The 13529-nt window shown below is 62.0% G+C and carries 10 protein-coding genes and 1 riboswitch; of the genes, 5 read left to right on the top strand and 5 right to left on the bottom strand.

Annotated elements, in window-relative coordinates; all coding sequences use genetic code 11:
• The first annotated feature begins 155 nt into the window (after nucleotides 1-155).
• The 5 genes from ACIQWP_RS19780 (at nucleotide 156) to ACIQWP_RS19760 (ending at nucleotide 6488) form a co-directional block, all read left to right on the top strand.
• On the top strand, nucleotides 156-3293 hold the full coding sequence (locus ACIQWP_RS19780) for a helicase-related protein (protein WP_402790813.1): 3138 nt from the start codon (nucleotides 156-158) through the stop codon (nucleotides 3291-3293).
• 3 nt (nucleotides 3294-3296) lie between these two features.
• Entirely contained in the window at nucleotides 3297-3701 is a 405-nt protein-coding gene (locus tag ACIQWP_RS19775; protein WP_402790810.1) for an RNA-binding S4 domain-containing protein, read from the top strand.
• Nucleotides 3702-3907: 206 nt separating this feature from the next.
• Entirely contained in the window at nucleotides 3908-4246 is a 339-nt protein-coding gene (gene fdxA / locus ACIQWP_RS19770; protein ID WP_402790807.1) for a ferredoxin FdxA, read from the top strand.
• A gap of 398 nt (nucleotides 4247-4644) precedes the next feature.
• Nucleotides 4645-5217, top strand: coding sequence for a CarD family transcriptional regulator (locus ACIQWP_RS19765; RefSeq protein ID WP_402790804.1), 573 nt, complete (start codon nucleotides 4645-4647; stop codon nucleotides 5215-5217).
• A 407-nt stretch (nucleotides 5218-5624) separates the two neighbouring features.
• On the top strand, nucleotides 5625-6488 hold the full coding sequence (locus tag ACIQWP_RS19760; RefSeq protein WP_402790801.1) for an RNA polymerase factor sigma-32: 864 nt from the start codon (nucleotides 5625-5627) through the stop codon (nucleotides 6486-6488).
• Between the two features lie 37 nt (nucleotides 6489-6525).
• On the opposite strand, the gene ACIQWP_RS19755 is transcribed toward ACIQWP_RS19760, so the two are convergent.
• The 5 genes from ACIQWP_RS19755 to ACIQWP_RS19735 form a co-directional block, all read right to left on the bottom strand.
• Nucleotides 6526-7950, bottom strand: a complete 1425-nt coding sequence (locus ACIQWP_RS19755) for a M48 family metalloprotease (RefSeq protein WP_402791038.1) — start codon at nucleotides 7948-7950, stop codon at nucleotides 6526-6528.
• 377 nt (nucleotides 7951-8327) lie between these two features.
• A complete protein-coding gene (locus ACIQWP_RS19750) occupies nucleotides 8328-9056 on the bottom strand; it encodes an ATP-binding cassette domain-containing protein (RefSeq protein WP_402791035.1) in 729 nt (242 codons plus the stop codon).
• The gene (gene thiP, locus ACIQWP_RS19745; RefSeq protein WP_402790798.1) at nucleotides 9049-10686 is read right to left on the bottom strand and encodes a thiamine/thiamine pyrophosphate ABC transporter permease ThiP; all 1638 of its coding nucleotides are present in this window, start codon (nucleotides 10684-10686) and stop codon (nucleotides 9049-9051) included. The genes ACIQWP_RS19750 and thiP overlap by 8 nt, the downstream gene beginning before the upstream one ends.
• 10 nt (nucleotides 10687-10696) lie before the next feature.
• Nucleotides 10697-11725 (bottom strand): thiamine ABC transporter substrate binding subunit, encoded by a 1029-nt coding sequence (gene thiB / locus ACIQWP_RS19740; RefSeq protein WP_402790795.1) that lies wholly within the window; start codon nucleotides 11723-11725, stop codon nucleotides 10697-10699.
• Nucleotides 11726-11774: 49 nt separating this feature from the next.
• A riboswitch (TPP riboswitch) is annotated at nucleotides 11775-11891 on the bottom strand.
• A gap of 71 nt (nucleotides 11892-11962) precedes the next feature.
• Complete coding sequence (locus ACIQWP_RS19735) at nucleotides 11963-13498, bottom strand: MDR family MFS transporter (protein ID WP_402790792.1); 1536 nt, start codon at nucleotides 13496-13498, stop codon at nucleotides 11963-11965.
• Nucleotides 13499-13529: the final 31 nt, after the last annotated feature.

The raw sequence follows: 13529 nt of genomic DNA, 5'->3' as shown, positions 1-13529 counted from the left end.
TTATGGTTGAGGTGATCAAATATGAAATCGAATGTTGCCGCATCTGTTTTTTCATTTGGGTCTTGTCTTTGTCACATATGGTCGTCATCTGTTCGTTTCCTCCAGGAGGAACATGCTGATCGGAAGACGGCGGTTTCTCGCCCATGCACGGACCTATGACTCAGACTTCGCAGCCCATGATCCTGAGCGGACGCGGCGTGACCGCGGTGCTCGGACCGACCAATACCGGCAAGACCCATTATGCCATCGAGCGCATGGTGGCGCACGGCAGCGGCGTGATCGGCCTGCCGCTGCGGCTGCTTGCGCGCGAGGTCTATACGCGCGTGGTCGAAAAGGTCGGCGCCCAGCATGTCGCGCTGATTACCGGCGAGGAAAAGATATCGCCGCCCAATGCACGCTTCTCCGTTTGCACCGTCGAAGCCATGCCGCGCGAAACGCGCGCCTCGTTCGTCGCCATCGACGAGGTGCAGCTGGCGGGCGATCTCGAGCGTGGCCATATCTTCACCGACCGTATCCTGCATCTGCGTGGGCGCGACGAGACCCTGCTGCTCGGCGCCGGCACGATGCGACCGATTCTCGAGCAGCTTCTGCCTGGCATTACCGTTCTTGAGCGGCCGAGGCTTTCACACCTGTTCTATGCTGGCCAGAAAAAGATCACGCGCCTGCCGCAGCGCACGGCGATCGTCGCCTTTTCCGCCGACGAGGTTTATGCGATCGCGGAACTCATCCGCCGCCAGCGCGGTGGTGCGGCCGTCGTGCTCGGGGCGCTCAGCCCGCGCACCCGCAATGCACAGGTGGCGCTCTACCAGGCCGGCGATGTCGAATATCTGGTTGCGACCGATGCGATCGGCATGGGTCTCAACCTCGACGTCGATCATGTCGCCTTTGCCCAGGACCGCAAGTTCGACGGCTATCAGTTCCGCAACCTCAATCCGGCCGAGCTCGGCCAGGTCGCCGGTCGTGCTGGTCGCCATCTGAAGGACGGAACCTTCGGCGCGACGGGGCAGGTCGACCCGTTCGACGATGAGCTGGTGCGCCGGATCGAGGGACACGAGTTCGACATGGTGAAGGTGCTGCAATGGCGCAGCAAGGTTCTGGATTTCGCCTCGATCGCGGCGTTGCGCGCCAGTTTGGAAGACGCGCCTCGCGTGCAGGGCTTGACGCGGGCGCTGCCTGCGGTAGACCAGCAGGCGTTGGAATATCTGTCACGCGATCTGGAGATTGTCGATTTAGCCAGCAGCCCGGCCAGGGTTGAAAAATTATGGGAAGCCTGTGCGCTTCCGGACTATCGGCGCATAACACCCGCCCAGCATGCCGATCTCATTGCCACCCTCTTTTCCGATCTCGTGCGCTATGGCACGGTGAAAGAGGACTTCCTTGCCGAACAGGTGCATCGCGCCGATCGGACAGATGGCGAGATCGACACGCTTTCGGCACGAATCGCGCAGATAAGGACTTGGACCTATGTGTCGAATCGGCCCGGCTGGCTTGCCGATCCGACACACTGGCAAGAAAAGACGCGGGAAATCGAAGATCGATTGTCCGACGCGTTACATGAGAGGTTGACGAAACGCTTTGTTGATCGCAGGACATCTGTGCTCATGAAGCGCCTGAGAGAGAATGCGATGCTGGAAGCTGAAATCAGTGTGAATGGAGATGTCTTCGTTGAGGGACATCATGTGGGACAGTTGACCGGATTCCGGTTCACGCCTATCGCAGGCACCGAAGGACCGGATGCAAAGGCTGTTCAGACGGCCTCGCAGAAGGCGCTGGCGCTGGAATTCGAGGCGCGTGCCGCCCGCATGCATGCGGCCGGCAACGGCGACATTGCGATCAGTGCCGATGGTCTCGTGCGCTGGCTCGGTGATCCCGTGGCGCGCCTGTCGGGCAGCGATCACGTCATGCGGCCGCGCGTCATCCTGCTTGCTGACGAGCAGTTGACGGGTAATGCGCGCGATCACGTGGCCGCTCGTATCGAGCGTTTCGTGAACCACCATATCAGCACGATTCTGAAGCCGCTCGACGATCTCCAGCGCGCAGAGGATCTGCAGGGCCTCGCCAAGGGGCTGGCCTTCCAGCTGGTGGAAAGTCTCGGCGTTCTGTTCCGTCGCGACGTCACGGAAGAAGTGAAGTCGCTGGATCAGGATGGGCGTGCCTCCATGCGCCGCTACGGCGTTCGCTTCGGCGCTTACCATATCTTCGTGCCCGCATTGCTGAAGCCGGCTCCGGCCGAGCTCATCACGCTGCTCTGGGCACTGAAGAACGATGGCCTGGACAAGCCGGGCTATGGCGACCTGATCCCCGTTCTGGCCGCCGGCCGTACCTCCGTTGTCACCGATCCGAGCTACGAGCGTATGTTCTACAAGCTCGCGGGCTTCCGGTTCCTCGGCAAGCGCGCGGTGCGCATCGACATTCTCGAGCGTCTGGCGGATCTCATCCGTCCGCTGTTGCAGTGGAAGCCCGGCCAGGCTTCGCGCCCCGACGGCGCTTATGACGGCCGCCGCTTCACGACGACGACCGCGATGCTCTCTATTCTCGGCGCAACGCTCGAGGACATGGAGGAAATCCTCAAGGGTCTCGGTTACCGCGCCGATTCGGTAAAGGCCGAAGAGGCTACGACCTTCCTCGCGCAGCAGGATGCGGCCGCGGTTGCGGCAGCGCCGGCCGTGGATGCGGCGGCCGAAAGGGCCGATCACGACGATGCCGATGCCGCGAGCGACGAGCCGGCTAAGGAAACGGAGACCGTGACGCAAGAAGCGGCTCCGGCTGCGGATGCCGCGGCGGAACCGGTGGCAGTGGCGGCTGAAGTTGCCGAAGCTCCTGAATCCGAGGCCGTTGCCGCCGAGCCGGTGGAGCCGAAGCCGGTTCTGCTCTGGCGTCTGGGTGGTCGCAACGACCATCAGCAGCGTCAAGGCGGCCGTGGCCATGGCGATCGTCGCGGTCAGCAGGGCGAGGGTCGCGGTCAACAGGGCAATCGCCGCAGCGGTGGCGAGCAGGCGGCCGGCGAAGGCAATCGCGAGGGCCGTGACCGTCGCGATGGACGTGACAATCGTGAGGCACGTGGCGGCGACAAGGGTCCGCGCGGCAACCGCGAAGGCGGTCGTCCGCAGCATCAGGGCAACCGAGGCGATCGTCAGGAGCGTGGTGAACGCAATGACAGGAACGACCGCAACAATCGCGGCGCGTCGCAGCCTTTGCGCTTCGAAGCCAAGCCGCCGCGCAAGGAAAAGCCGATCGATCCCGATTCTCCTTTCGCCAAGCTCGCTGCCCTCAAGGAGCAGATGAAGAAATAAGCCATGACGGACGAGAAACAGCCATTTTCCGGTTCGCGCCAGCGTATCGACAAATGGCTGTTCTTTGCCCGCATGGTGAAATCCCGTTCGCTGGCGCAGCACTATGTGCAGAACGGCAGCGTGCGGGTGAACGGCGAACGGGTCGCGCAGCCGAGCTTTGGCGTCAAGGCGGGCGACCGGCTGGAGCTTTCCCTCGAGCGTCGTGATGTCGTCCTGATCGTGCGCGCGGCCGGCGAACGGCGAGGCCCCTTCGAGGAAGCCAGGCTGCTTTACGAGGATCTGACGCCGCCGCCCGATGAGGCAAAACGCCTCACCCCTTTCGAGCAGGCATTGCGGGCGCCGGGGAGCGGCAGGCCCACGAAGCGGGATCGGCGCGCGATCGATCGCCTCACCTCCGACGACGATTAGAAAACTCTGCCCGTCATCAGCTGTTTTCCAGATTGTTTGTCCTTGAAATTGGCTTACAAAGTCGATACCTCACGATCAACCTGCCGGTAACCAGCCGGACGGTGCGTTTGCGCGTGACGCATTCGTCTACCCGTTCGGCTCCGTGGAAAGGTGCGACGTTCCAGGTTGCGCATCCGCGGAAGCTAGAGACATTCCTGGAGTGCTTCATGACATATGTCGTGACCGACAATTGCATTCGCTGCAAATATACCGACTGCGTGGAAGTCTGCCCGGTCGACTGCTTCTACGAAGGCGAGAATTTCCTCGTCATCCATCCCGACGAATGCATCGATTGCGGCGTCTGCGAACCGGAATGTCCTGCCGAGGCGATCAAGCCCGATACGGAGCCGGGTCTCGACAAGTGGCTGAAGGTCAATGCGGAATATGCCGCCATCTGGCCGAACATCACGGTCAAGCGCGATCCGCTGCCGGAAGCCAAGGAAATGGATGGCGAACAGGGCAAATTCGAGAAATATTTCTCGACCAGCCCCGGTGCGGGCGACTGATCGGAGGCCGTGACAGGCTGCCGATAAAGGTGTAGTCGATATCGCAGAAGGCGAATCACTGCCGTTGGGCCGCTGGTCGGTCAACGTGGCCATTTTGGCGCGCGTGCAGCAAATTATTGATTTCCTCAGTTTTTTGTGATAGGTTCCTCATACTGATCCACTGCGGCATTTCGCATGCCCAAAACCATCACGAAAGCAAATCACCAATCCGTACGCGGTTTCCTTGACATATCAACGTTTTGTGTTGTCGGGTCCCGGATCGCGATGGATGGGTTTCTGTTTGCATAAGTCTGGCTGGACCAGGATGAAGTGACCCGACGGTACGTCCGTCTCATCCGGGCCTGACTGACCCGGCCCCCGACCCTAAAGGGGCGCGTAACAGGGAGTTTTTGAAAAGAATGACGACCCAGCAGAAAAAACCTTCAGCAGCACGCCACGGCTTCAAGACTGGTGAAGCGATCGTCTATCCGGCCCACGGTGTTGGCACGATCACTGCGATCGAAGAACAAGAAGTCGCAGGCATGAAGCTTGAGCTGTTCGTAATCGACTTCGAGAAAGACAAGATGCGCCTGAAGGTGCCGGTGGCCAAGGCCATGAGCATTGGCATGCGCAAGCTTTCCGAGACGGATTTCGTCGAGCGTGCTTTGAAGGTCGTGCAGGGCAAGGCACGCGTGAAGCGTACCATGTGGTCGCGCCGCGCGCAGGAATACGATGCCAAGATCAATTCCGGCGATTTGATCTCGATCGCGGAAGTCGTTCGCGACCTCTATCGCGCCGAGAACCAGCCGGAGCAGTCCTATTCCGAACGCCAGCTTTACGAGGCCGCTCTTGACCGCATGGCGCGCGAAATTGCTGCCGTCAACAAGATGTCGGAAACCGAAGCCGTTCGCCTCGTCGAGGCCAACCTGAACAAGGGCCCGAAGCGCGGCAAGGCTATCGAAGAAGACGATTCCCAGGACGAAGCCGCATAAGGCAAGGCGTCAAAAACCGCTTCAAAAAACCCGGCCTTCGTGCCGGGTTTTTTCTTTGGAACCTTTTCCGTTCTGCCGCGTTTAGGCTTCGTGTTGGCGGTCGGTGTGGGTGCGCTCCTGTGGAGAGGGGGTTCCAGACGGGCCGTTTTATAGACGTTCACGAGGACCGGCCTATGCGTTTTCACTCGAAGCTCCCCGGCGATCTGAAGATGCTTCAATCGTCAGACCCGTTCGATGAGATCGAACTAGACTAGTCATCGATCATCCGGCGAGCCGGATATCGGTCGCCAATTTGCAATTTCATTCATTGATTTCCATCCGAACAGCGATGTTCGGAAACGATGCTTGCTGCCCTTTTCGTCGACCGCGGCACAGAGACGATTTGAGGCCGAACCCAGGAGATGCATATGACGAATATGTCTGCAGATCGGCGCATGATCAAACTCGCCATGGCTGCCCCCTATCTCGATCGCGATGAAGAGCATAATCTTGCCATTCGCTGGAAGGACCACGACGATCGCGGCGCCCGCAATCAGATCGCAACCGCCCATATGCGCCTCGTCATTTCCATGGCGGGGAAATTTCGCAATTTCGGACTGCCGATGAGCGATCTGGTGCAGGAAGGTTATGTCGGTCTGCTGGAAGCGGCTGCCCGCTTCGAACCGGAACGTGAGGTTCGCTTCTCTACCTACGCAAGCTGGTGGATACGCGCATCGATCCAAGACTACATTCTGCGCAATTGGTCGATCGTGCGCGGCGGCACGAGCTCTGCCCAGAAGGCGCTGTTCTTCAATCTGCGCCGTTTGCGCGCCAAGCTTGCTCGCAGCAATTCCGGCGTCACCGTGCAGTCCATCCATGAGGAAATCGCCGTGACGCTCGGCGTCAGCCTCGCCGACGTGCAGACCATGGATGCGCGTCTTTCCAGCAGCGACACCTCGCTGCAGGCGCCGTCGATTGCGGGTGATTCCGAAAGTGCGGAGCGCATCGATTTTCTGATCAGCGACGAGCCGCTTCCCGACGAGCAGGTTTCCGACATGATCGACGGCGAACGCCGCCGCATCTGGCTGGCATCGGCGCTAAAGCATCTCAACGAGCGCGAAATGAAGATCATCCAGGCGCGCCGTCTTGTCGAAGATGGCGCGACGCTCGAGGAGCTCGGCGCCGATCTCGGCATTTCCAAGGAGCGCGTGCGCCAGATCGAAAGCCGCGCCATGGACAAGCTCCGCAATGCGCTTGTCGATGCCGACCCCCGCATGGCAACCTACGCCTGAGAAATGCCTTCTCCCGACCGGGAGAAGGCCCTGGCGACTATTCCGCGATAATCTTGACCCTGTCGCCTGGTGCAATGCTCGCGCCGGTGGGCAGGGCATTGATCAATTTGAACAGATCCAGCTTGCGATCGGTGCCCATCATGCGGGCGGCGAGCGTCGTGATCGTGTCGCCCGGCTTGACGGTGACGACGCGGACCCGGAGCGGCTTCAGCGAGGCCGCCTCGTCCGGCGTCATATGCCGGAAGCTTGAACGCAACACATCCGCCGTCTGGTTGAGCTGGGCGATATTCCCCTTCGGCACTGCCGTCAGGAAGCGGAAGATCTGCGTGCGATCGCGGATCACGGTCACATCGAAATCCCAGCGATCGGCGGAAGCGCGCGCGGTCGCGGCCGGCATGCCGTTGACGGTGATCGACTTGATCGAGGAAGGGTCGAGGCCCGTTACCCAGCCGCTGGAGATGTAGTTCGTCAGATTCTGGTTCTGGGTGTCGGCAACGCCGTCGAAGCGGATGGCGATATCGCCAGGACCGGTCGCCATGACGGCTTCGACCTTGTTGTCGATGCGGAAATCTGGCGGCACGTCGAAGCGGATGCCGAGGCCGCCATGCAGGAAGGTCTGGCCGCGCACATAGCCTTCCTCCGGGCTGTCGCCATAGAGCAGGCCGTCGATGCCGTTCAGATAGTAGTCGCGGCCGGTGTCGCCGACCTTGCCTTCCTCGCCGAATTCGCGCGCGTGCGCCTTGGCAAGATCAATGCGCTGCGGCGTGCTCGGGTGGCTCGAAAGGAAGTCCAGGCTCTGGTCCACGTCGGAATTGGCCGACATGAAGCGGCTGTAGTCTTCCATCGCGTTCAGGAAGCGCGCGGCAGCGTAAGGATCATAGCCGGCCTGGCCGAGCGTGCGGATGCCGATCTCGTCGGCCTGCAGCTCCTGCTGTCGCGAGAAGGCGGCAAGGCGCAGCTTGCCGCGGGCGAGCGCCTGCTTGCCGGCGAGATCGCTCGACAGGACTTCGGCGACGACGCGGCTGGCGATGACTTCGGCCTCTTCGCGCTTTTGCCGCTCGATGCCGTGGTTGGCGGTGACGTGCGCCATTTCGTGCGCCAGCACGGCAGCGACTTCAGAAGCGTCGTTGGCAAGCGCCAGCAGGCCGCGCGTCACATAGAGATAACCGCCCGGCAGCGCGAAGGCGTTGATCGAGGGCGAATTGAGAATGGTGATGCGGTAGGACTGCTGCGGATTTTCCGAGACGCTGGTGAGCGCGCCGGCAATGCGGGCGACTAGCCGCTCGGTCTTGGCGTCCTTGTATTCGCCGCCGTAGCTCGCGAGGATGCGCGGATGCTCGCGAGCACCCATCTGCGCGCGCGGGTCGTTCTTCTGTACCTCGGAAACGATCTGCGGATTGGCGGAGGGCGAGACGCTCGGCTGATAGGATTGATCCATCACCGTCTGGCAGCTGTTCAGCATCGCCGTAGCGATAAAGAGTGGTGCCAGGCGGCGCAAACGGGCTGCGACGGTCACGTTGATCCTTCGTTCTACTCGTTCGCTCTGCTTCAGGACCTGTGTCTCACTCATTTCGCTGCCATGCCGGCTCGGCGCCGCATCCGGTTGATCGTTACCGGGCCGATCATTGTCGCGCGCCGATAAAGGTTGCTCTCACCCCATCAATCCGCATTCACCCGGACGGTCTCCACCCCTTGCTGTAGCCGATTTTGGCACCGGTTGCATAGCGAGACTCCGCTTAAATGTGGCAGCGTTGTATTTTAGCAAGCATTTCCCGGGAGTTTCAGCCGTTCGACACGACGAAATTAAGGCAAAGTCGGCGGTAGCATGCTGCGTCGCATTCAATGTTGCAAAAATGTGGTCAGGGCCGGAATGTCAGTCGCCTTCAGAAAGGCTTCGATAGGAGCCGAAAGCTCGATCCTGCCGCCGGCGATGAAGACGGCATGGTCGGCAAGACGCCGCACTTCCGCCGGATCATGCGAGACGATCAGCACCGTATTGCCGGTTTCGCGATGCAGGGTTTTCAGAAGTTCGACCATGCCGGAGCGCAGGCCCGGATCGAGTGCCGCAAAGGGTTCATCCAGAAGCAGGACCGGCTTGTCGCGCACCAGCGCCCTGGCGAAAGCGGCGCGCTGCCGTTCGCCGCCGGACAGCGTGCCCGGCTTGCGCGTCTCGAAGCCGGGCAGTCCGACATGGGCCAAGGCTTCAGAGACCCTTTGCCGATCCTGCGCCGAGAGCCTCAATGACGGGCTGATGCCGAGGCCGACATTGGTGAAGAGATCGAGATGGGCGAAGAGATTATTGTCCTGGAAGACGAGCGATACCGGCCGCGCGGCGGGATGCAGGCCGGTTACGTCTTGCCCGGCGAGCAGAATGCGGCCGCGATCGGGCTGTTCGAAGCCGGCTAGCAAATTCAGAAACGTCGATTTTCCCGATCCTGACGGTCCGGCGACGGCGATGATCTTGCCCTGCGACAAGGTGCAGTCGAAGCGGAAGTCATGCGTGCCGAGGCGCAGCTCGACGCCTTCCATGGCGATGCCTTGTTCCTTCATGTCCCTGCCATCATCCATTTCGCCTGCTTTCGTCATCGCGTATGCCCTGGCCCGCCGTACCGGCAATGGTCAGGAGAAGGCAGACCAGGCCGAGGATCAAGGCATAACCATCGGCGTCGTTCGTGCGGTAGCTGCCGAGCTTGCTGTAGACCAGCCAAGGCAGGGTCATCAGACTGTCGGAGCCGAAGAGCGCCACGGCGCCGAGGTCGCCGAGCGACAGGGCCATGGCAAAGGAGAGCGCCGTGAAGAATGGCTTGCGCAGGCCCGGCCAATCGATCAGGCGAAGGCGGGCGAGGCCGTGAAGGCCGAGGCTTGCCGCCAGCCGTTCCGTGCGGCGACGATGGATTGCGAAGGCTGGCTCGATGACGCGAATGACGAAGGGCAGGGCCATCAGAGCATTGATGACAACGATGAGGATTGCGGCAAAGCGGCTGGGGTCGCCCAATGGCCTGAGCGCGAGAAACCAGCCGGTTGCCAGCACGATCGGCGGCACCAGCAGGATGAGCGACGAGCTTGCGCTCAGCGCGATCGCGAGGCTGCGCAGGCCGGCCGGCTTCCGGCGGTCTGCAGATATGACCGAGCGGGCGCGAATGATCGCAAAGGATATCAGGACGGACAAAAGTCCGGCGGCGAGCGCGATCGCCAGGCTCGTGGCGGCCGCCTGCAGAAAGATCGGCTGACCGGCGAGTTTGAAGAGATTTGCCTCGAGGCCGGTCACGACGACCGAGGCGAGCGGCAGGCCGAGAAAGAGGGTAGCGGCCGACAGCAAAGCAGCGTCGATCCATCGTGCGGTCGTTCTTTGCCCATCGATGCGCCGCAGGGCACGGCCGCTGGTGAGCCCATGGTCGTCAGGCGCGCGAAACAGCGTCATGGCGCCGAGAATGACGAGGGTGATGACGATCTGCAGCAGCGACAGCATCACGGCGCGGCCGGGATCGAAATCAAAGCGCAGCGCCTGATAGATCGCCACTTCCAGCGTCGTTGCGGCCGGGCCGCCGCCGAGGATCAGGATCAGCGTGAAGCTGGTGGCGCACAGCATGAAGATCAGGCCGGCAATGCCCGGAATGAGGCCGCGCAGGACAGGCCATTCGATGAAGCGAAAGACCGAGGCGGGCCGCATACCGAGGCCGCCGGCCACGAGCCAATATTCTGCAGGTACGCGCTCCAGTCCGGCAAGCATCAGCCGGCAGGCGAGCGGCATGTTGAAGAAGACATGCGCAAGCAAGATGCCGGCGAGGCCGTAGATGCTGACGGGTTGTGAGAGGCCGAGCGTGGCAAGAGCCTGGTTGAGCAACCCCTGCCGTCCCCATATGCCGAGCAGGCCGAGCGCGCCGATCAGTACAGGCAGCCCCATCGGCACCGCCATCAGCCGGATGAGCCACAGCCGGCCGGGAAAGCGCGGCTGACGCGCCAATGCACGGGCAACCGGTATGGCGAGCATGACGGAGAGCAGCGTCGAGAGCACCGCCTGCAGCAGCGTGAAGCGCAGGACGCGGAGCAGGTAGGGATCGGTCAGAGGATTGGTGCCGCCGGATTCGATGCCGGCGGCCAGAAGAACGAGGACGGCGATCCCGACGAAAAGCGTGATGCCGGCGAGGCTGAGTGCCCCGCCGGAAATGGCGCGCCTTCGTTCGGATGCCGCAAGCATGGTCAGGACGTCAGTTGCCGCTGGTGGCGGTCAGCCATTCGTCGATCCAGGCCTTGCGGTTCTTGTCGACGACATCGGGGCTCATCAGGAAGGTCTTCGACGGTACCACGAGCTTGCCGAAGGCGTCCGGCAGAGGTTCCGAGGTGGCCGAGACCGGCATCATCCAGTTGGCCGTCGGGATGATGTCCTGGAAGCCCGGGGAAATCATGAACTTCAGGAAGTCGCGCGCAAGCTCCTTGTTCGGGGAAGCCTTGGTCAGGCCGGCGACCTCGATCTGGATATAGTGCCCTTCCGAGAAGGCGGCCGCCTGATAGCGATCGGTCTTGTCCTCGATCATGTGATAGGCGGGCGACGTCGTATAGGACAGCACCATCGGCGCTTCGCCCTTGGTGAAAAGGTCGTAGGCCTCCGACCAGCCGGGGGTGACCGTCAGGATACGGCCCTTGAGCTTCGCCCAGGCATCGGCGGATTTGTCGCCATAGATCGACTTGACCCAGAGCAGCAGGCCGAGACCTGGCGTCGAGGTGCGCGGGTCTTCGATGACGATTTTCTGCGAGGGGTCGCCCTCGACGAGATCCTTCATGCTCTTCGGCGGGTTCTTGATCGTCTGGCTGTCATAGATCACGGCGAAATGGCCGTAGTCGTAGGGCACGAAGACATCGTCCTTGAAATCGCCGGGAACCTTGAGGGTCGAAGTGTCTACCCCGCTTGCATCGAAAAGGCCGGTATCCTTGGCTTCGTCGACAAGATTGGTGTCGAGGCCGAGCACGACATCCGCCTTGGTACCCGCGCCTTCGAGCTTGAGGCGGGAGAGGAGCGCCACGCCATCGGTGACGGCGACGTAATTGACCGTGCAGCCGCAGGTCTTTTCGAAGGCTGCCTTGACCTTGGCGCCCGGACCCCAATCGGCGGTGAAGCTCTCATAGGTGTAGATGGTCAGGGTCTTGTCGGCCGCCTGGGCGGGGTGTGCGGCGAAAAAGCTTGTTCCGGCGGCAAGAGCCAGCCCGGCGAAGAATGACAATAGCGAACGGTTTGGCATGACAGCGCCTCCTCTTGGTTTCGTCTTGAAGGGGAAAAGGGCGCTATGATTTCGTCACGCGTCTAATCCCTCCGCCGGTGTTAGCCGGATCAGGTTCCGCGGGTTGGCTGGTGAAAGCCTCTCAGCCAGATGTCCGCAAGGACATAAGGCACCCCGTTAGAGCGTCGGCAGATTTAGCCTTGTGACGAAGGGATGACAAGGGAAATGATTCCCTTGTCGATTGCAGGCGGCGGAGCGCTACTCGGCGGCGTGGGCAGCGGCTGCGCTGTCGAATTTCTTCGCGGCGCCCGGAAGCTGCACGTTCTTCAGCATGAGCGATGTCAGGAGGCCGAGGAGACAGATGCCGGCGGCGGTCATGAACAGCGGGCTGAAGGCGCCTGCATAGGCGTTGGCGACGGCTTCGCGGGTTGCTTCGGGCAAGGCGGCCATCATCTTCGGTGTCAGCTGCTCGATATCGGATACACCTGATATGGAGACGCCGACACTACCGAGCTTGGCGGCGATGATGGCGCCGTAGATGGAGATGGCGATGGAGGCGCCGCCCATGCGCGACAGCGTGACCGCGCCGGTCGCCGCACCGACGTCACGGGAAGAAGCCGCGTTCTGCACGCCGATGACGGGCACCTGCTGCGCAAGACCGATGCCGATACCATGCAACAGCATCAAAGCCCCGATGATCGCGATGGGCGTGCCGGCGTGGACGAAGGCGAAGGATGCAAAGGCGATCGTACTGCAGGCGGCGCTGGCGACGGCGAAGGGCTTGTAGCGTCCCCTTGCCGCGATCAGCCGGCCGGCGGACAGCGAACCGCAGACGAGGCCTCCGGTCAGAAGGATGAACAGCAGCCCCGCCATCGAGGGGGAAAGGCCTGTCGTCGTCTGCAGGAAGAGCGCGAAATAATTGACCATGCCGATGGCAACGGCGCCGCTGGTGATCGAGAGGATCAGCAGCAGGCCGAATGTCGAATTGCGGAAGAGCGACATCGGCACGATCGGTTCGGGCGCGCGGCGCTCGATGAAGACCCAGGCGATGGCGCAGATCACCCCGAAGGCGATGATGCCGAGGCATTGCGGCGACAGCAACGATCCGAAGAGTTCGCTGCCGTCGGCGGCGAGCACGATGCTTGTGGTCGTCAAGGCAAGGACGAGCGCGCCGGCATAATCGATCTTCGGCCGGCGGGCCGGCTTGCGGTAGGGCAGCATGAAAGCGAGACCAGCGAGCACGATGAAGCCGATCGGCACGTTGACCAGGAAAATCGAACGCCAGCCGAACAGATCGCTCATCGTGCCGCCGAGAACGGGGCCGATGGCGCCGGACGCCATCAGAACCAGGCTCGAATAGCTCTGGTAGCGGGCGCGCTCGCGCGGCTCGAAGAGGTCGGCGTTGACGGCGAAGATCGAGACCATGATGCCGCCGCCGCCGAAGCCCTGCAGTACACGGGCGGCGATCAGCGTGTTCATCGATACGGCAAGACCGCAGACGGCGGAGCCGACGGTGAAGATCGCTATCGCCGTCATCATCACATATTTGCGGCCGAAGAGATCGCCGAGCTTGCCGTAGACAGGCATGACGGCGGAAAGCGAGAGAAGATAGGCCGAGCCGATCCAGCCGAAGCGCTCCAGATGTCCGAACTCGCCGACGATCGTCGGAAGCGCCGTCGAGACGATCTGGTTGTCGAGCGTTGCCATGAACATGGCAGTCATCAGAAACAGGAAGAGAATAAGCCGCCGCTTATGATCCGCCACGAGCGGCGGCAACGTTGTCTGCATGTCCATGGAGCTAGAAATCCGAGCTTGGCCGAGGCGC

The sequence above is a fragment of the Rhizobium sp. NPDC090279 genome, from assembly GCF_044769665.1.
Taxonomy (GTDB): domain Bacteria; phylum Pseudomonadota; class Alphaproteobacteria; order Rhizobiales; family Rhizobiaceae; genus Rhizobium.
This window is presented reverse-complemented; position numbering and strand designations above follow the sequence as displayed.

What these genes read in the sequence shown, in the direction of transcription:
- fdxA (WP_402790807.1), top strand. Translation starts at nt 3,908, where the DNA reads ATGACATATGTCGTGACCGACAATTGCATTCGCTGCAAATATACCGAC.
- ACIQWP_RS19755 (WP_402791038.1), bottom strand. Translation starts at nt 7,950, where the DNA reads ATGCTGAACAGCTGCCAGACGGTGATGGATCAATCCTATCAGCCGAGC.
- thiP (WP_402790798.1), bottom strand. Translation starts at nt 10,686, where the DNA reads ATGCTTGCGGCATCCGAACGAAGGCGCGCCATTTCCGGCGGGGCACTC.
- ACIQWP_RS19775 (WP_402790810.1), top strand. Translation starts at nt 3,297, where the DNA reads ATGACGGACGAGAAACAGCCATTTTCCGGTTCGCGCCAGCGTATCGAC.
- ACIQWP_RS19760 (WP_402790801.1), top strand. Translation starts at nt 5,625, where the DNA reads ATGACGAATATGTCTGCAGATCGGCGCATGATCAAACTCGCCATGGCT.
- ACIQWP_RS19765 (WP_402790804.1), top strand. Translation starts at nt 4,645, where the DNA reads ATGACGACCCAGCAGAAAAAACCTTCAGCAGCACGCCACGGCTTCAAG.
- ACIQWP_RS19750 (WP_402791035.1), bottom strand. Translation starts at nt 9,056, where the DNA reads ATGGATGATGGCAGGGACATGAAGGAACAAGGCATCGCCATGGAAGGC.
- ACIQWP_RS19735 (WP_402790792.1), bottom strand. Translation starts at nt 13,498, where the DNA reads ATGGACATGCAGACAACGTTGCCGCCGCTCGTGGCGGATCATAAGCGG.
- ACIQWP_RS19780 (WP_402790813.1), top strand. Translation starts at nt 156, where the DNA reads ATGACTCAGACTTCGCAGCCCATGATCCTGAGCGGACGCGGCGTGACC.
- thiB (WP_402790795.1), bottom strand. Translation starts at nt 11,725, where the DNA reads ATGCCAAACCGTTCGCTATTGTCATTCTTCGCCGGGCTGGCTCTTGCC.